Here is an 18,290-nt window from a genome sequence, read left to right on the forward strand (position 1 = left end):
GTTTTATTTTTTTGAAATAAAACTAGTAAAATATCAAATTGTTTTGTAAAATCATTAAAGAAAGAATATTGTTTCTTTTTTTGAACATATGTGAGTGTAGAAGTATTTTGATTTAATTATATAACCACGTTTGTAAAGTTAATAATAATAGTGACATACTATAATTGAAATGTGTTATAATAAATACGGAGAAGTTTTTGATCGAATCGATCGGATTTAGGGGGGCCAATGATGAAAACAGATGTCATTTTAATTGGTGCGGGGATTATGAGTGCGACTTTAGGGACGTTGTTAAAAGAATTAGCACCAGAGTGGGATATTGCTGTATTTGAGAGATTAGATCAACCAGCAGATGAAAGTTCGAACGAATGGAACAATGCCGGAACCGGTCATGCTGCACTTTGTGAACTAAACTACACAGTAGAGAAGGCGGACGGATCAATTGATGTAAGCAAAGCGATCAAAATTAACGAACAGTTTCAAGAGTCGCTCCAATTTTGGTCTTATCTCGTTCAAAATAAGCACATTCGCAACCCGAAGGACTTTGTTATGCCAATTCCGCATATGAGTTTCGTGCAAGGGGAAGAAAATGTTGCGTTTTTGAAGAAGCGGTTTGAACAAATGGTAGATAATCCTTTGTTTAAAGAGATGGAGTTTTCTGACGATCCACAAAAATTAAAAGAGTGGATTCCGCTAATGATGGAAGACCGCATCGTGACAGAACCGATTGCAGCGACGCGGATTGAAGCGGGAACGGACGTCAACTTTGGCGCTTTAACGCGCATGTTATTTGAACATTTAGAGCATAAACATGTGAATTTGTATTATAAGCATCATGTAGAGGATATGAAACGAACAAGTGACAACTTATGGGAAGTAAAAGTGCGCAATTTAGCGACTGGTGAAGTTGAAGTTCATCGCGCGAAGTTCGTCTTTATCGGGGCAGGTGGCGGAAGCCTGCATTTGTTACAAAAGTCAGGTATCCCTGAAGGAAAAGGAATCGGTGGCTTCCCAGTAAGCGGACTATTTATGGTGTGCAACAATCCAGACATTATCGCGCAACATCATGCGAAAGTGTACGGCAAAGCGAAAGTTGGTGCACCTCCAATGTCTGTTCCACATCTCGATACACGTTTTATTGACGGTAAAAAAATGTTATTGTTCGGGCCGTTCGCTGGCTTTTCGCCGAAGTTTTTAAAGAACGGATCGATGTTCGATTTAATTACGTCTGTTAAGCCACATAATGTGTTGACGATGCTCGCGGCAGGAGCGAAAAACATGGCGTTGACAAAATATTTAATTGAACAAGTCATGTTATCGAAAGAACAACGGATGGAAGAATTGCGCGAATTTATCCCGCATGCGAAAAGTGAAGATTGGGATGTCATTATTGCTGGTCAGCGTGTACAAGTCATTAAAGATACGGAAGCGGGCGGCAAAGGTACGCTTCAATTCGGTACGGAAGTTGTTGCCGCACACGACGGCTCGGTTGCTGCGCTACTTGGGGCATCACCGGGTGCTTCAACAGCTGTTCACGTCATGCTTGAAGTGATTGAAAAATGCTTCCCGAACGAAATGAAACAATGGGAAGCGAAAATTAAAGAGATGATCCCATCATATGGTGTATCGCTAATGAAAAACGAAGCGCTTTTACGCGATGTCCAAACGCTCGCTGCTCAAACGCTTGGCCTAAAAGAAAATATGCCACTTCAAATTGCATAAACATAAAAGGCGGAAGTCGGTGGACTTCTGTCTTTTTTTGTAGCGATCGTGCATGCATTTGTTATAATGGGGAAAAAGGGGGATGAGTGAATGATTTACCTTTGCTTTGTGGTTTTACCGATTATCGCAGGTTTATGGTTTTTTAATTTGGCATTGCTGTTGAAAAAATTGCACCAAGGCCGTGATATTCATAACGAAACGGTGTTAGGTACAGTGTACACAGCGATTTTTGTTTTTTTCTTTATGTACGTATGGATTGGGATGTTATGAACGAGGAAAAAATATTTTTTGGTTTTTTAGTTGCAAAATGCAAATAATAAGCTATAATAAAAGCAAGAGGTGAGAAAATGGAAAATGTTCGCGAACTATTTCACACGATGACGAAACGGCTTGGGTTGTTAGACCGCAACTGCTGCGCCGTTGGCGGGATTGAATTATCGCTTGTGCAAAGCCACATTTTATACGAAATCGACCGCATGAACGAACCGTCGATGCAACAAGTGGCAGATGCGATAGCGATGGATATTACAACGTTCAGCCGACAAATTCAAACGCTTGTCAAAATGAATTTAGTGAAAAAAACACCGTACCCGCAAGACCGCCGCGTCTACATTTTATCGTTAACGCCGGAAGGGAAATACGTCACCGCGAAAATTGACGCAGAAGTGAACGAATATTTAGGAGAAGTATTTTCGCATATGAGCGAATTTGAGCGCGAAACCGTCCTTCGTTCCATTCGCTTATTGAACGAATGTATGGAAAAATCAAGCATTTGTTGCAAACCGCTGTTTTAAGGCAAGAGGAATCTTGCCTATTGCTTGAATAAATAGTTGCATAATGCAAATAAAAGAAGGAGATTCATATGTTCAAAAAATTATTTACACAAAAAGAAAAAGGTTGTTGCGATGTGCAAATTATCGAGGTTAAAGATGACGAGAAAAAGGAAGATTGTTGCGAAGGGAAAGAAGACCAACAAACATGTTGCTAGCAACAAAGCACCAGGGGGGCCTGGTGTTTTTTGCATGGGCAGGATTTTTGGTGAGGATGACGAAGTAAAGAAATAAATGAGAAAATTATGAGATAAGTGGTCAAAAAGGAATGGGGTTTGTGAATATACTAGACGTTAGCCATTGGGAAAAAGATGATAAAAGACAAGCATCTGGAACAAGACAAAAGTTTTGGTTAGTTAGTCCATATAACGAAAAACGATATTTGTTCAAAATTCCGAAAGAAAATACAGGAGAAGCGTGGGCAGAAGTTGTTGCTTCAAAGTTAGGGAAGTTGATAGGGATAAACACAATGAAAGCACATTTAGCAACTTATAATGGTTTAACAGGTTGTTTACTGGAAAATTTCGTTGTTGCTAATTCGGAGTTTTACGAAGGTAGGGATTTATTTTTACGATGGCGGGAGATTTTGATCGCTATAACTTAAATTATTACGATTTTTTGAATATAATATGGAGGTGAAAGGATGAGTCGACCTTTTGTACTTTGGCTTATTTGGCAAAACGAACGTACTCGTCAGCGATATCATGTAGGCAATTTAGTGCATCATGAAGGAAAATACATGTTTTATTATGAGAAACATGCGAAGAGAAGAGGAGTTATCGAAGCATTAAAAAACGGATATCATCTACATTTAGCTTTCCCAGATGTAAATAAAGTTTATGTATCCGAGCGTTTGTTTGGTCCTTTCGAAAGACGTTTGCCTGATCGTCGTCGTCCAGATTTTCAAGAAATTCTAAGGGCACACGGCTTATCCGACGATTATACAAATATGGATTTATTACGTGCGACCGTTGGAAGACTTGCGACTGATACGTATGAGTTTGTACCACCCATTTATGTATATGGCAATGAGTTTGACTTTGATTTTTACATTGCTGGATGGAGATATTATGAAGGGGAACGAGTACTTGATCGGTTGCAAGTGGGGGATGACGTGACGCTTCAACTAGAACCGACAAATGAAAAAGATCCGAAAGCGGTTGTCGTATTGACGAAACAAGGCGAAAAATTAGGATATGTCCCCGCTTTTTATAGCGAATTTATGTTTCGGCTTATTGACGAAAGTGGCGGAACATATAAAGCAAATATCCAATTTATTCATCCAAATGCTAATCCGCAGTTAAAAGTAAACGTTTATGTACACGGAACGCTGACGCCAACAATGAAAAAGCTTCAACGAGACATGGTGCATGATATGGAGTTAGTCGTTACGGTGTAGTAGAAAATAACGCAAAGCTTTCAGAGGATGGAACAGGCAGCCATCGCCCTTGTTGGAGATGCGAGAGTGAAAATTTTCATGAAGTTTTGTGGAATGGATCCATAGCGGGAGTGGCTATGGGTTTTTTGTTTTAGCATCTATCGTTGTAATGATGATATGTCTTGACGTGTCGAGTTTTTGCTGTATAATTGTGCATAGAATAAACGCTGTCGTTCATATGGATGACAGGTCAAGAAGGGGAGCGGCATCATGTCGCTCCTTTTGTTTTTCATGTGGGGAGGGATGTTTTTGTATTCACGAATCGCCCTATTTATTGACGGCGGGTATCTTGACAACGTATTGAAATGGCATGGAAAAGCCAAAATTGATTACAGCAAGCTTGCTGCAGCTATGGCTAACGACCACTTGCTTCTGAGAACGTACTACTATCACTGTCTCCCTTATCAATCTCCAAATCCATCTTCAGAGGAAAAAGAGTATTTTTCCAATGCTCAAAGTTTTTTCAAAAGATTGAACAGGCTAGAAAGCTTCACTGTTCGGGAAGGAAAACTTGCATTTCGCGGTATTGATGATCGCGGTTTTCCGGTGTTTGAGCAAAAGCGTGTCGATGTTATGCTAGCGACAGACTTAGTTATGCATAGTACGAAAAAACTGATTACCCATGCAGCTCTTTTAACAGGGGATAGCGACTTTTTGCCAGCGTTGCAAATTGCACAATCAGAAGGGGCGCATATTACTCTGTATTATTCTGATGAAAGCGACGACATTCGCCCGCACGATGAACTGTTGGATATTGTAGATGATCGGAGGTTGATCAACAAGGACTTCATCCATAGTATTAAAAGAGGATCATGACATAGTGTATTACATTGGTCATTGAAACGAATCTATGCTCCAATAGAGAGGACAGTGTATATGAAAAAAGACCGCTATATTTATCCGGCTATTTTCGATGATGACAGTGACGGAATATCTGTGGAATTCCCTGATCTTCCTGGATGTTTCACGTGTGGCGATACAGAAGAAGAAGCGCGGCAAATGGCAAAAGAAGCGTTAGCATTGCATTTATACGGATTAGAACAGGAGAATGAAGCGATTCCTGAGCCTTCCGAATTACCGGACATTCAAACAAAAAATCATCAAGTGATCGTATTCATTGAAGTATGGATGCCGCCTTTTCGCTATGAAATGGAAAAAAGACGCTAACCATTCCAAAAAGGTTTGATGATTTATTGAAAGAACAGCATGTGAACGGTTCGCAAGTTCTGCAAGATGCATGAAAGAAGTATTTGTGTATTTACGAGAGTGAAATGCCCTCTTCCTTGACAACGAGGGAGGGGGATTCTGTTTTTTTAAAATGACAAATATAGAAATGTCATGTTTTGTCGAATGTCTGTTCTTGTAAAATAATGTCGGGTATAATAAGACATAGATAGGTTGTTCGGATATATAGGGGGTTTTTGTAGTGACAACACCATATCAAAGCCAATACTTTGCTTACGAATTAACTAGGCAACATTCTTCTCACTCGATCGGTCGGTTAAGCCAGTCTTTAATTAACGCGACAGTTGATTTAAACCCTCATCAGGTAGAGGCGGCTTTATTCGCTTTTCGCGCCCCGCTTGAGAGAGGAGCGATTTTAGCCGATGAAGTAGGATTAGGAAAAACGATCGAAGCAGGGCTCATTATTAGTCAATTGTGGGCAGAAAGAGAGCGTCACATACTTGTTATTGTTCCTCCACCGCTTCGGAAACAATGGAATCAAGAGTTATGGGAAAAATTTTATATCCCCTCGATTATTCTAGAAAGTAAAAACTTCAACGAGATGGTACGTTCTGGTCATCGGAATCCTTTCTTACAACAAGATCAAATTGTGATTACTTCGTATCAATACGCTCGAAATAAAGCGGATATGCTACAAAAAGTAAATTGGGATTTAATTATCTTTGACGAAGCGCATCGTATGCGGAATGTGTATAAAAAATCAAATAAAATCGGACGTACATTACGAGCAGCAACAGCTGGCTATCCGAAAATCTTATTGACGGCAACACCATTACAAAATTCTTTAATGGAATTGTACGGGCTTATTAGCTTTATCGACCCTCATATTTTTGGAGATGAAACAACATTTAGACGTCAATTTGCCCGCGGTGCGAAAGAAATGTCGGAAATAGATTTTATTGATTTAAAACAACGTATTAAACCTGTTTGCCATCGTACGTTAAGACGGCAAGTTACCGAGTATGTGAATTATACACAGCGTATTCCGATTACTCAGGAGTTTATGCCAACGAATACGGAATGGGAACTGTACGAAAAAGTCTCTGCATACTTACAGAGAGAACAACTTTTTGCGTTACCAACAAGCCAAAGGGCATTAATGACATTAGTTGTCCGGAAATTGCTGGCATCTTCTTCCTTTGCTATTTCTGACACATTGCTTTCTCTAATTAAACGACTTGAGCAGTTACTACTGGAACTAGAGCGAGGAAAAACAGAAATAGCCGCAGAGCATTCGGGCGTTTACGCAGATGTTGATGAATTTGATGATACAATGGAAGAGTGGGAAGAAGAGGAACAGTCATCATACATAGGTGAATTATCGCTAGATGAAATGAAACGCCTTATTCAAGAAGAAAAACAAGAATTAGAAGAATATTACTTAGTAGCTAAATCGATTAAAGAAAATTCAAAAGCGGAAGCATTGTTAATTGCGCTTGAAAAAGGATTTGAAAAATTAAGAATGTTAGGTGCAAACGAAAAGGCGGTCATCTTTACCGAATCACGACGAACGCAAGCTTATTTGCGTGAATTTCTCGAGCGCAACGGCTACGCTGGCAAGATTGTGTTATTTAATGGAGAAAACCAAGATGAACAGGCAAAGCAAATTTATGAACAATGGTTAGAAAAACATCAGCACGATGATAAAATTACCGGCTCAAAAACAGCCGATATGCGTGCAGCTCTTGTTGAATATTTCAAAGAACAAGCGTCGATTATGATTGCGACAGAATCAGCATCAGAAGGGATTAACTTGCAATTTTGTAGTTTAGTCGTTAACTATGATTTGCCTTGGAATCCACAGCGGATTGAGCAGCGGATTGGTCGCTGCCATCGATATGGACAAACCCATGATGTCGTTGTCATTAACTTTTTGAACCATAAAAACGAAGCGGATAAAAAAGTGTATGAAATTCTTTCTGAAAAGTTCCGATTGTTTGAAGGAGTTTTTGGCTCTTCGGATGAAGTGCTAGGTGCGCTTGAATCAGGTGTCGATTTTGAAAAACGAATTCAACAAATTTATCAGACGTGTCGCACGGCGGAAGAAATTGAACAAGCGTTTAAAAACTTGCAAGCGGAGTTAGATGAGCAAATTCAATTAAAAATGAAAGAAACACGTATGCATCTATTGGAAAACTTCGATGATGAGGTAAGAGAGAAACTAAGAGACCATTATCATCAAACAAGCTTACATCTCAATCGTATGGAACGTTACCTTTGGAACTTATCGAAATATGAAGGTGCGAGGGAAGCAACGTTTGATGATGAAACATTGAGTTTTGTCAAAGAGCATGAAACATATCAAATGATATCGCAAGCGAAAAAGCAAGAAAGAGCGAATGTCCATCACTATCGTTTTTCTCATCCGCTTGCACAGAAATGGATTGAGCAGGCAAAGAAGAGAAAACTTATACCAAAAGAAATTACATTCCGTTATTCTGATTATGAAGGAAAAGTTAGTATTTTAGAGCAATTGATAGGAAAAGAAGGATGGCTATCGTTAGATTTGCTTCATGTACAATCGCTAGAAAATGAACAGCACCTTGTTTTTTCAGCGATTGATTTAGAAGGAGAGCAACTCGATCAAGAAATGTGCGAAAAAATCTTTGAACTTCCTGCTGTTGAGGGGGAAGCGATTGAGCTTTCCGAGTCGGTTTGCAATACGCTTCGACGGATTAGCCAAGGACAACAAGAAGCAATTTTAAATGAAATTATGGAAAGGGCATCTGCTTATCTTGATTCAGAGTTAGAAAAGCTGGAAAAATGGTCACAAGACTTGAAAAATAAACTTGAAAAAGATATAGATGAAATGACGGTAGAAATTGAACATTTGAAACGAGAAGCAAAACTTACACGCAACTTAGCTGAAAAGCTGGAAAAAAACAAGCAAATTAAAGAATTGGAAAAGAAGCGCAATGAGATGCGGCGAAATCTCTATGACCAGCAAGATGAAATTGATGAACAAAAAGATCGGCTGTTTGAAGAAATCGAGAAAAAACTCGAACAACGAACCAAGACAGAGCATCTTTTTACAATCAAATGGAGAATCGTATAGCAACAGGAGGGAGTACATTGGCACAAAAACTAGAGTTAACGTGGATTGGCAAAGGCGAACAGCCAAAGCTCGAACCGCGTATTCTTCTTGAAGATCCGGAGCTTTCTTATCACGCGAAAGAACGGGTAACAGAAAATGATATTTTCGATAATCGGTTGATTTTTGGGGACAACTTGCTGGCGCTGAAAGCATTGGAGCAAGAATTTACAGGGAAGATTAAGTGTATTTACATTGATCCGCCGTATAATACAGGGAATGCGTTTGAGCATTATGATGATGGATTGGAGCATAGTATTTGGTTAACATTGATGAAACAACGTTTAGAGTTGTTGAAAACGCTTCTATCAGAGGAAGGTAGTATCTGGATTAGTATAGATGATGATGAGGGACATTATCTTAAAGTAATGGGTGATGAGATTTTTGGGCGCTCAAATTTTGTAGCCACTTGTGTATGGCATAAAAAACATACAAGAAGTAATGACGCAAGATGGTTTTCGGATAATCATGATTTTATATTAGTTTGGGCTAAGAACAAAAACGTTTGGAGACCAAATCTATTACCGAGAACAGAGGAGAGCTTAAAAGGGTATGCGAATCCAGATAATGATTCGCGAGGACCTTGGACATCTGGTCCTTGTCATGCCAAAACACCTAACCCAAAGGATATATATCCTATTACTACGCCATCTGGGCGTGAAGTTTGGCCACCTCCAGGGACAAGTTGGAGATTTTCAAAAGAGAAATTTAAAGAATTAATCGATGATAATAGGATTTGGTTTGGAAAAGACGGAAATAATATTCCACGCTTTAAAAGATTTCTTTCTGATGTTCAAGACGGCTTTGTACCAACAACCTTGTGGTTTAGAGATGAGGTTGGAGATAATCAAGAAGCCAAAAAAGAAGTGAAATCATTTAATAACCAAGATGTATTTGCAACTCCAAAACCCGAACGTTTAATACAACGAATTATTCATTTAGCAACTAACGAAGGCGACTGGGTTCTTGATTCTTTTGCCGGCTCTGGTACGACTGGGGCGGTGGCGCATAAGATGGGGCGACGTTGGATTATGATTGAGCTTGGCGAACATTGCCATACGCATATTATTCCACGGATGAAGCGAGTGATTGATGGAACGGATCAAGGCGGAATTAGTAAAGCTGTCAATTGGCAAGGCGGCGGCGGTTTCCGCTATTATAAACTAGCGCCAAGCTTATTAAAGAAAGACAAATTCGGCAATTGGATTATCAACCCAGAATATAATGCCGAAATGCTTGCGGAAGCGATGTGTAAACATGAGGGATTTACGTACAATCCAGACCCGCACGTCTTTTGGAAACAAGGTCAATCGACAGAAAATGATTTTATTTTCACAACAACGCAGCTTGTCACTCACCAAATGGTCGCTGGCATTGTAGAACAAATGAAAGAAAATGAAACGCTGTTAATTTGCTGCAAGGCATACAATGTCAATGTCGATGAATTTCCGCAAATCACCATTAAAAAATTGCCACAAGCAATTTTAAATAAATGCGAATTTGGCCGTGATGATTACAGCTTGAATGTAAATAATTTGCCAATGAAAGAAAGAGAACCAGAACAATTGGAGCTATTTTAGGGGGAAGAGGTCATGAATCGTATCGTTAACGCTATTTCATCCCGTCTTAGCCTGCGCAAACCACAGAAAGAGTCGTTAGAAATTCTTGCCGAAGTGATTGAGCACTTCGGCTTAAATAAACAAAACGCTCCCCAATCATTACAAGAGAAGTTATCTGCTGTTAACGCGAACTTTCCAAGCGTAACAGATTTTGAACGCGAATTTCCTTCGCTCTGCTTTGCTTTGGCAACAGGCGTCGGGAAAACACGGCTGATGGGGGCGTTTATTGCTTATTTACATATGGCGAAAAAAATTCGCAACTTCTTTGTGTTAGCACCGAACTTAACGATTTATGAAAAATTAATTCAAGATTTTACACCAAATACACCAAAGTATGTATTTAAGGGGCTTTCATCGTTCGCAAATAAACAGCCAAATATTATTACAGGGGATAACTATGAACAACAAGCCCTCTTTTTAGAAGATCCTCTAGCTGTAAATATTAATATTTTCAATATATCTAAGATTAACAGCGAAGTAAGGGGAGGAAAATCGCCGCGTATTAAACGGTTAAGCGAATATTTAGGACAGAGCTATTACGATTATTTAAAATCGCTTCCTGATCTTGTGCTTCTAATGGACGAATCGCATCGCTATCGTGCAACGGCAGGGGTAAAAGCGATTAACGAGTTAAACCCGATTCTCGGTTTGGAATTAACCGCGACGCCGCAAGTCGAGAGCGGAAGCAAAACGATTCCGTTTAAAAACGTGATTTACAGCTACCCTCTTTATAAAGCGATGGAAGATGGGTATGTAAAAGAACCTGCGGTTGCCACGAGAGAAAACTTTAATCCAGAGAAATTAAATCAGGAGCAGTTAGAACGGTTAAAACTTGAAGACGGCGTTCGAGTTCATGAGGAAACAAAACTAGAATTAGAATTATATGCGCGTGAAAATAACGAAAAATTAGTAAAGCCGTTTATTCTTGTTGTGGCTCAAGATACAAAACATGCAGAAGATCTCATGAATATGATGGAAAGCGACGATTTTTTTGAGGGGCGTTATAAAGGAAAAGTCATTACCGTTCATTCCAATCAGCGTGGGGAAGAAAAAGATGAAACCATTAAGGAACTGTTAGCACTTGAAGACCCTCATTCAAAAGTAGAAATTGTTATCCATGTGAATATGTTAAAGGAAGGTTGGGACGTCACCAATTTATATACGATTATTCCACTTCGTGCGGCAAACTCAAAGACGCTAGTTGAACAATCGATTGGCCGCGGTCTTCGTCTTCCGTATGGAAAACGAACAGGTGTGCCAGCGGTTGATCGTTTAACGATTATTGCCCATGATAAATTCCAAGAAATTATTGATGAAGCGAACAACCCTAATTCTGTTATCCGCCGTGGTGTTGTCATTGGCCGTGATATAGCGCAGACAGAGAAGAAAATCGTTGTTGTGGAATCAAAAGTAGAAGCTACACTTATTGAACAACTTGTTGGTGAAAATAAACCCGTTACTCCTGAGGAAGAAAAGAAAATTGAACTGAGGAAAAGCATTGCAGAAACTGTGGTGAAAACGATTGCGAATAAACAAACGTTGTATAGTTCCAAGCAATTAAAAGACCCGTCAGTCCAACAGCAGATCATTCATGAAGTCAATGAACTTTATACATCGTCCCAGTTGTCTTGGTTTGAAGAAGAGCCGCAAAAAATCGTGGAAAACATGGTCGCACAGGCGGTTGAGTTAATTCCTGATTTGTCGATTGAAATTCCAAGGGTGATTTTACAACCGACAGGCGACATTTCATGGGGGTATCACGATTTTGATTTAGATTGTAGTGCGATTCCGAAATTGCAACCAGTTGCGGAAAATATTTTAATTGAGCATTTACGTACTCATGAACGGGAATTATTACAAATCAAAAAAGACGTCCAAGGAACAGAAGAGCATTTAGAAAATTATATTGTGTTTCATCTCATAGATTATCCGAACATTTCGTATGATGACCATGCGGAATTGTTATATAAACTATCAGGACAACTCATTGATTATCTTCGTAGTTATTTGAAAGAGGATGATGTAAAAAATGTTGTTATTTACAATGCACAACGACTAGCTCAACTTATTTATGTACAAATGAAAGCACATTATTATGAAGAGCAAACGAATTATGAAGTGATTGTTCGGGTAGGATTCGACACATTAAAGAGCAACGTAGTAACCGTCGATGCTGATGAAGAAGTGCGCGATTTTCGCCAACCTATTACGAATAAATCCTCGATTCGTGGCATGTGCTTTGGCGGCTTTACAAAATGCTTATATCGAACGCAAAAATTCGAGTCCGACGCAGAACGAAAATTCGCTACCATTTGTGAAAGCGATCCATCCGTTTTAAAATGGCTGAAACCAACGCAAAACCATATCAAAATTTACTACAACCAGACAAAGGCATACATTCCAGACTTTATTGTTGAAACGATTGACAAAATGTATATATGTGAGATCAAAGCGGCCAATAAAATCGAAGACGATAAAGAAGTCAAAGCGAAAGCGAAAGCAGCGATCACGTGGTGCCAACACGCTTCCGACCACGCCCGCGAAAACAGCGGGAAAGAATGGGTATACTTGCTAATCCCACACGATGATGTTGATTCGAATAAGACGATAAAAGGGTTGGAGGCACTATACAGACAAAATTAGCGAAGGAAGATACAACTCAGCCATATCTATTTACGACAGAAGTTGCTAAAACTTCTGTCTTTTTTTATTTTATGACAAGATTCGACAGAATTTTTTGTGGAATTTATGTAGGATAAGGATAGACGTTTTTAACGAGAGTAGAGAGTGGTATGGGGACTTTCCCATATCGTAGTTAAACTTAGGTACATTTATAAAATCGATCACTATTATTTAATGCTGTTGCTGATGCAAGTACGCGCGCTGATATAGGGGATACTATCCTTTACGAAGAAAAATGATCACAAAAAATTTATAACGATCGAATGCACAAAGAGGTGAAGATGGTGGCTGTTCCGGATTATCAAAGCTTCATGCTTCCATTACTAAAAATTTTAGGTGATCAGAAAGAGCACAGTTTAAAAGAAATCATGGAAAAATTAGCATCGGAGTTTAACCTTTCAAAAGAAGAGCAAAAAGAGCTTTTGCCCAGTGGAAGACAATCGAAGTTTGTAAATCGAGTTGGATGGGCAAGAACTTATTTAAAAAAAGCGGGACTCCTTAAAAATGTTTCGAGAGGGATTTTCATTATTACTGAACGCGGTCTGGATGTTTTGAAAAGCAATCCGCCTGCCATCGACGTGAAATACTTAGAGCAATTTCCTGAATTTATTGAGTTTAGAAATGCCACAAAAAATGAAAATGGAGATAGTAAAGATAAGACAATGTCTGTTGTTTACAGTACGAATGGGACTCCAGAAGAGATTCTCGAATCTAGTTACCAAACTTTAAGACAGGAACTCGCAAATGAACTGCTCGAGCGCATCAAAAAATGTTCCCCAGCATTTTTTGAAAAACTTGTGGTCGACTTGTTAGTAGCTATGGGATACGGTGGCTCGCGGAGCGATGCAGGACGTGCGATCGGGAAAAGTGGGGATGAAGGAATTGATGGTATTATCAATGAGGACAAACTAGGGTTGGACGTCGTTTACATTCAAGCTAAACGTTGGGAAAATACTGTTGGTCGTCCCGTTGTTCAAGCGTTTGCTGGCAGCTTAGAAGGGCAAAGAGCAAGGAAAGGGGTTCTCATTACGACCTCAACATTCTCGCAAGAAGCAAAGGACTACGTGAAAGTCATTGAAAAGAAAATTGTTTTAATTGATGGCGAAAGACTTGCTCAATTAATGATTGACCACGATATTGGAGTATCAGAACAAGCAAGATATATTGTTAAAAGAATTGATATCGATTATTTTGGAGACGAGGAGATTTGATCGGCCAACTCGGTTTGGTGCTTATGCCCCGAAAACAAAATTGAAGACGATAAAGAAGTTAGAGCAAAAGCTAAAGCAGCGATCACTTGGTGCCAACACGTTTCCGACTACGCCCGCGAAAACAACGGGAAAGAATGGATATACTGGTACGGTGCCTGTCACGCCCCGAGGATTGGCGAGATTTGTAGAAATAGAGAGTCATAGCGCGTGTACTCCTCCGTGATCTTTGACTCTCTTTACTTTTTATTGTAGGAAATGTGCCTTCACATTTTGAAATTCAAATTGTTCCTTTAGGGACGCCTGCGATACGATTAGGGTTGGCTGTTTTTGTTCTCGCTGTTGAAAAAGTGTATTTTGCGTTTTCACATTGCAGCAAGCGGGTTGAGAAATATCTTGTTGCGGAAGGAGTATTTTGAGAATATTTTGGTGATGAGGTCACGAATGTCGTTAATGGAGATGTCGTGTAATACGTAAAGGGTAATATGTTCGAATAAAAATGCTAACGTTCTTTCTAAACCCCTCTGCTTTCGATATAGGCTTTGACAAATTCGCCGTAAGCTTTCTTATCCATTATGGGATTTACATAATTTAACTTTCGATCTTTATAAGTATAGTTCTCTCGAATCCAGCGAAAGTCTTTATCGTTATTACTAACTAATGTGGCATTATGTATAAGAGCTGCAGCTGCAACAAGAGCGTCTGGTGCTTTAATACTCTTTTTGCGTGTACGATCGGCTCTTGCTTTCCTTCTTATGTCAGCTGCTAGCTCTGTATCTTCTCTAGTGATGTCATAAATTTGATCAGCCAGTTGAATATATCCTTTTCTATTTTCTCTTATGTCAGGATCTGTTTCGATTTCGAAATGAGACATGATCTCCATCTCAATCAAGGTAGTCATAATAATCTCTGCCTCATCTTCAATTAGCTGTTCGATGAACTCCACTGCATCAGGGTAACTCATTTCATGTGCCGCATATATATTTGTATCAATTAGTATTTTTGTTGACACTGCTTAATCCTCCCACTCTTCCCTGTTTGCAATTCTCAATGATTCCAACACGCCTTCTTTGCTAAATAACTTTCCACTACCAGCTAGACGTTTGTGTAACGCTTTTTTTTCTTCTTTGGTTAGTTTTTTCTTTTCAGGTCGCACTTGAATGACCTCCTTCATTTGCCCTTCTGTTAGAACAGGCACTTCGATTCGGTAATGATGACGGTTCTGACGCACGATTCTCTTTAAAATTGGTCGTTTTGCTGTTCCAGTTGTTATATGATAGGCGCCACGGTTCCCTTTTTTGTTAGTTCTCATTTGTATCCCACCTTGGTTGAGGTTTTATACACATTATACCATATTTCAAGAAGTCATGATACGGTGCCACCGCCCCGAAGCATGCCGAGATTTGTAGAAGCAGGGAGTGATAGTTTTCTCTCTGCTTTTTCCATTTCTAAAGAAGGAACATCACCAATTTTGTCGAAAATACACCACAAAATAGAAAGCGAGGTGCATATATGGCCATTGACCATGATCGGTTGTTTAAAGAGTTGATTACGACGTTTTTTGAAGAGTTTCTTCTTCTTTTTTTCCCGCATGTGCATGAGCATATCGACTTTCAGCACGTGTCGTTTTTGTCGGAAGAATTGTTCACCGATGTGACGGCGGGGGAGAAGTATCGCGTCGATTTGCTTGTTCAGACGAAGTTGAAAGGGGAGGATAGCCTCATTATTGTCCATATCGAAAATCAAAGTTACGTGCAGCCATCGTTTCCAGAGCGAATGTTTATTTACTTTAGCCGCTTGTTTGAAAAATACCGAAAGCGGATGTTGCCGATTGCCGTATTTAGCTACGACTATCTTCGCTATGAGCCTTCATCGTTTACGCTCCAATTCCCGTTTTTCGATGTACTTCAATTCCGATTTCTTACTGTTGAGTTGCGCAAACAAAACTGGCGTGATTACATTCGCCACGACAACCCAATCGCCGCTGCGCTGTTAAGCAAAATGGGGTATACTGAAAGTGAACGGGTAGAACTGAAAAAACAGTTTTTACGCATGATCGTACGCATGGAATTAGACGAAGCAAAGCAACGATTGTTAATCGGCTTTTTCGAAACATATGTTAGGCTGTCGGATGAAGAAGAACAACAATTGCGAAACGAGGTGAATGAAATGGAAACGAAAGAAAAAGAACAAGTGTTGGATTTAATCATTTCATATGAGAAAAAAGCGCTAGAGAAGGGTTTGAAAGAAGGCGTGGAACGAGGGTTACAACAAGAAAAACGCCAAATCGCGAAAAAGATGCTGGAAAAAGGCTACGACGTACAGACAATTCATGAACTAACGGAGTTGTCTGTGGAAGAGATTGAGGGGTTGAAGTGATGTCATCTCTTGTCTGAAATTGTATCAACAGCGTCTCCCTGCCTTTTTAGATGAGTGGAAGAAGCATTGGGATTAGGATTAGAAAGTGGTTGCTAAGGCGATGCATATTCGCACCGCCTATTTTTGTCCAACAATTGCTTTCGTAAACTCGGTGAAGTCTGTCAAATGGGTGTCGAGTATTTTTTGTAAAATCGTCAAGTTCAGTTCTTGATAGTCATGCACGGCGATATTACGAAATCCGACCATCGCTTTCATTTTCTGTGACAAGGATGAAGAGATGATTCCGTGTTGTTCTAAAAGGGTAAAAGCGTCTCGGCTTGTTTGTGGCAGTCCGAGCTTTTTTTGTGCAACGACGTGCATCGCTAAGTCAATGCTTGCTTCACACGCCCGTTGGAGGTTGAGGACAATGGAATCTTGCTTTGTGTAATTCTCCAAATGTTTTGGGTTGTTTTCATATTCTTCGTGAATGCGTTTCAGACACCGTTCGATGACACTGATTTTATTTAGGATGACATCATGAATCATAAACCGACCCACTTTCCGCAATGTTTCGCAAAATCTCTGCTCGTTCCTCGTTTAGTTTTGCATACATTTTTAGCACTAGCCATTCAAATTCTGCCCTTTTTTGTTCGCTTGCACAATAGATGACCTTACCGCTACTGACGATTTGTGCTTGAAAAACGGTGCTCGCTTCTTTTAAATCGATGAGATCGACGTCTCGCTGTAATCGCTCTGCCAATTGTTGCGCGAGCATAAAGCGTTCATAGTGGTCTAATGATCGTTCATCGCTCAAAAAAGCAATATCAATGTCGCTATCGTGGCGAATATGTCCTGTTGCTGCTGATCCGAACAAATAAATGACAGAAGGGGAGACCGCATTCTTTAATGTTTCCACAATGATTTGTTCCATCTGGTCACCGTCCTTTTATTTCCATGCTATTACAATTATATGATTTTCGGTTGTGTGTGTCACGTCCCTATAGAAAACTTAGTTTTTTATGTGATTACAACGTTATTCCAAAGGATGGCCGCCTCTTTTGATCACCATTTGCTACAGTCATATGAAGTGTTTTGTTACTTAATTATTCAAAGTATTCACATGTTATACTAATTATAAGTCGCTAGAGGATCTGGTTTTGTCAGATTTTGGGGAATGGCTATTACTAGTTATGAATGACGAAGAAGAGATAGTTGCCAAACATTCATTTATAGTAAAAAATATCGCATTCACATATACATCCAAGAGGTGTTCGTCAATGAACGAAAACATACTCTTTTAGTTTCGTTTTCAATCACTCTGGCTTTTTTTCTCCTTATTGAACTTTTATTCAAAAAAAGAAAAGGGATAAAGTTTCGATTCGATCTTTTGTTGTGAAGTTTGTTAGCATCGTTATTTTTGTTTACATAATAAAGTTAACCATTTTATAAAGGGTGTCCTTATCTTATAGTGATAACAAGGACACTTTTCTTTTTCTATGGAGATAACCAATCTATGCTTTCACGGAAGCTCTATTCGGGACTCTCTTTTTAATTTGGCGAAAATATTCAAATTTATTCATCCTTTTCTACAGTATTCGACAACATTTCTCGTTCTCTTTCTGTACAATAAAATCGGTTTTATCTTAATTAGGCGAGAAGACTCCCACTTCAACGAAGCGAAGCGAAGCGGAGTAAGTGGGAGATGAATCGCCTTAACTATATTTTGCTGAAAATAGGATAGATTCAGTAAAATATAGTATAATATAGTTAGATGGGAGGTGAAAAAATGTATTTTTGTATCGAGTCAGTCAAGACTTTGTGGAGAACATTTTTTCGGTTCACTACGGGTGTTGTCAATCACTAGTTAGCGAACCATTTTCAGGAATTGATATCGTAAGCGCTTTTGGACTCTCATCCCTCATCTTGAAGTGATGATATTGTATTCCATTTTTTTACACCCAACCAAAATCCCGAAGCGCCGACAACGCTTGATGGATCGGCGTCCCGGATGACCGCTGCAGACACGGTAGATTCTGACGCACCACATCTGCCCACAACCGTCCTGCCTTCCGTTTGGCCTGTTCAACCCGCTTGGAC

General features: G+C 39.5%; 17 protein-coding genes and 1 pseudogene. 13 read left to right on the top strand and 5 right to left on the bottom strand.

Features of this window, described 5'->3' with window-relative positions; all coding sequences use genetic code 11:
- Nucleotides 1-231: 231 nt before the first annotated feature.
- The 12 genes from LH47_RS08455 (at nt 232) to LH47_RS08505 (ending at nt 13,838) form a co-directional block, all read left to right on the top strand.
- Complete coding sequence (locus LH47_RS08455) at nt 232-1,722, top strand: malate:quinone oxidoreductase (protein WP_043966529.1); 1,491 nt, start codon at nt 232-234, stop codon at nt 1,720-1,722.
- 90 nt (nt 1,723-1,812) lie between these two features.
- Entirely contained in the window at nt 1,813-1,992 is a 180-nt protein-coding gene (locus LH47_RS16440) for a hypothetical protein (protein WP_043966531.1), read from the top strand.
- Nucleotides 1,993-2,069: 77 nt separating this feature from the next.
- Nucleotides 2,070-2,516, top strand: a complete 447-nt coding sequence (locus LH47_RS08465; RefSeq protein WP_043966532.1) for a MarR family winged helix-turn-helix transcriptional regulator — start codon at nt 2,070-2,072, stop codon at nt 2,514-2,516.
- A 68-nt stretch (nt 2,517-2,584) separates the two neighbouring features.
- On the top strand, nt 2,585-2,710 hold the full coding sequence (locus LH47_RS17100; protein WP_268751136.1) for a hypothetical protein: 126 nt from the start codon (nt 2,585-2,587) through the stop codon (nt 2,708-2,710).
- A gap of 119 nt (nt 2,711-2,829) precedes the next feature.
- Nucleotides 2,830-3,156 (top strand): HipA domain-containing protein, encoded by a 327-nt coding sequence (locus LH47_RS08470; protein ID WP_235341090.1) that lies wholly within the window; start codon nt 2,830-2,832, stop codon nt 3,154-3,156.
- A gap of 39 nt (nt 3,157-3,195) precedes the next feature.
- The gene (locus tag LH47_RS08475) at nt 3,196-3,951 is read left to right on the top strand and encodes an HIRAN domain-containing protein (RefSeq protein WP_043966559.1); all 756 of its coding nucleotides are present in this window, start codon (nt 3,196-3,198) and stop codon (nt 3,949-3,951) included.
- Nucleotides 3,952-4,233: 282 nt separating this feature from the next.
- Nucleotides 4,234-4,806, top strand: a complete 573-nt coding sequence (locus LH47_RS08480; protein WP_235341092.1) for an NYN domain-containing protein — start codon at nt 4,234-4,236, stop codon at nt 4,804-4,806.
- A gap of 60 nt (nt 4,807-4,866) precedes the next feature.
- Entirely contained in the window at nt 4,867-5,157 is a 291-nt protein-coding gene (locus tag LH47_RS08485) for a type II toxin-antitoxin system HicB family antitoxin (protein ID WP_235341091.1), read from the top strand.
- A gap of 259 nt (nt 5,158-5,416) precedes the next feature.
- Complete coding sequence (locus LH47_RS08490) at nt 5,417-8,290, top strand: SNF2-related protein (RefSeq protein ID WP_043966536.1); 2,874 nt, start codon at nt 5,417-5,419, stop codon at nt 8,288-8,290.
- A gap of 17 nt (nt 8,291-8,307) precedes the next feature.
- Nucleotides 8,308-9,906: a site-specific DNA-methyltransferase gene (locus tag LH47_RS08495; RefSeq protein ID WP_043966538.1), complete on the top strand. Its 1,599-nt coding sequence runs from the start codon at nt 8,308-8,310 to the stop codon at nt 9,904-9,906.
- 12 nt (nt 9,907-9,918) lie between these two features.
- Nucleotides 9,919-12,588, top strand: coding sequence for a DEAD/DEAH box helicase (locus tag LH47_RS08500; protein WP_043966540.1), 2,670 nt, complete (start codon nt 9,919-9,921; stop codon nt 12,586-12,588).
- 323 nt (nt 12,589-12,911) lie between these two features.
- A complete protein-coding gene (locus LH47_RS08505; protein ID WP_035065762.1) occupies nt 12,912-13,838 on the top strand; it encodes a restriction endonuclease in 927 nt (308 codons plus the stop codon).
- A gap of 511 nt (nt 13,839-14,349) precedes the next feature.
- On the opposite strand, the gene LH47_RS08510 is transcribed toward LH47_RS08505, so the two are convergent.
- Entirely contained in the window at nt 14,350-14,847 is a 498-nt protein-coding gene (locus tag LH47_RS08510) for a PIN domain-containing protein (protein WP_043966544.1), read from the bottom strand.
- 3 nt (nt 14,848-14,850) lie between these two features.
- The gene (locus LH47_RS16445; protein WP_128356953.1) at nt 14,851-15,147 is read right to left on the bottom strand and encodes a hypothetical protein; all 297 of its coding nucleotides are present in this window, start codon (nt 15,145-15,147) and stop codon (nt 14,851-14,853) included.
- Nucleotides 15,148-15,347: 200 nt separating this feature from the next.
- Between LH47_RS16445 and LH47_RS08520 the strand changes: the two genes are divergently transcribed.
- On the top strand, nt 15,348-16,214 hold the full coding sequence (locus LH47_RS08520; protein ID WP_043966546.1) for an Rpn family recombination-promoting nuclease/putative transposase: 867 nt from the start codon (nt 15,348-15,350) through the stop codon (nt 16,212-16,214).
- Between the two features lie 117 nt (nt 16,215-16,331).
- Here LH47_RS08520 and hepT read toward each other — a convergent pair whose 3' ends face one another.
- The 3 genes and pseudogenes from hepT to LH47_RS15225 form a co-directional block, all read right to left on the bottom strand.
- On the bottom strand, nt 16,332-16,739 hold the full coding sequence (gene hepT / locus LH47_RS08525) for a type VII toxin-antitoxin system HepT family RNase toxin (RefSeq protein WP_043966548.1): 408 nt from the start codon (nt 16,737-16,739) through the stop codon (nt 16,332-16,334).
- A complete protein-coding gene (mntA, locus tag LH47_RS08530) occupies nt 16,729-17,124 on the bottom strand; it encodes a type VII toxin-antitoxin system MntA family adenylyltransferase antitoxin (protein ID WP_043966550.1) in 396 nt (131 codons plus the stop codon). The genes hepT and mntA overlap by 11 nt, the downstream gene beginning before the upstream one ends.
- Nucleotides 17,125-18,145: 1,021 nt before the next feature.
- Nucleotides 18,146-18,290: pseudogene (locus LH47_RS15225) on the bottom strand (UPF0236 family protein); the annotation flags it as partial.

It is taken from the genome of Anoxybacillus thermarum, from assembly GCF_000836725.1.
In the GTDB taxonomy this organism is placed as follows: Bacteria; Bacillota; Bacilli; order Bacillales; family Anoxybacillaceae; genus Anoxybacillus; species Anoxybacillus thermarum.

Coding starts and splice junctions, on each gene's coding strand:
- hepT (WP_043966548.1), bottom strand. CDS start 16,739: ATGATTCATGATGTCATCCTAAATAAAATCAGTGTCATCGAACGGTGT.
- LH47_RS08485 (WP_235341091.1), top strand. CDS start 4,867: ATGAAAAAAGACCGCTATATTTATCCGGCTATTTTCGATGATGACAGT.
- LH47_RS08465 (WP_043966532.1), top strand. CDS start 2,070: ATGGAAAATGTTCGCGAACTATTTCACACGATGACGAAACGGCTTGGG.
- LH47_RS08500 (WP_043966540.1), top strand. CDS start 9,919: ATGAATCGTATCGTTAACGCTATTTCATCCCGTCTTAGCCTGCGCAAA.
- LH47_RS08475 (WP_043966559.1), top strand. CDS start 3,196: ATGAGTCGACCTTTTGTACTTTGGCTTATTTGGCAAAACGAACGTACT.
- mntA (WP_043966550.1), bottom strand. CDS start 17,124: ATGGAACAAATCATTGTGGAAACATTAAAGAATGCGGTCTCCCCTTCT.
- LH47_RS16445 (WP_128356953.1), bottom strand. CDS start 15,147: ATGAGAACTAACAAAAAAGGGAACCGTGGCGCCTATCATATAACAACT.
- LH47_RS08520 (WP_043966546.1), top strand. CDS start 15,348: ATGGCCATTGACCATGATCGGTTGTTTAAAGAGTTGATTACGACGTTT.
- LH47_RS17100 (WP_268751136.1), top strand. CDS start 2,585: ATGTTCAAAAAATTATTTACACAAAAAGAAAAAGGTTGTTGCGATGTG.
- LH47_RS16440 (WP_043966531.1), top strand. CDS start 1,813: ATGATTTACCTTTGCTTTGTGGTTTTACCGATTATCGCAGGTTTATGG.
- LH47_RS08455 (WP_043966529.1), top strand. CDS start 232: ATGAAAACAGATGTCATTTTAATTGGTGCGGGGATTATGAGTGCGACT.
- LH47_RS08480 (WP_235341092.1), top strand. CDS start 4,234: ATGTTTTTGTATTCACGAATCGCCCTATTTATTGACGGCGGGTATCTT.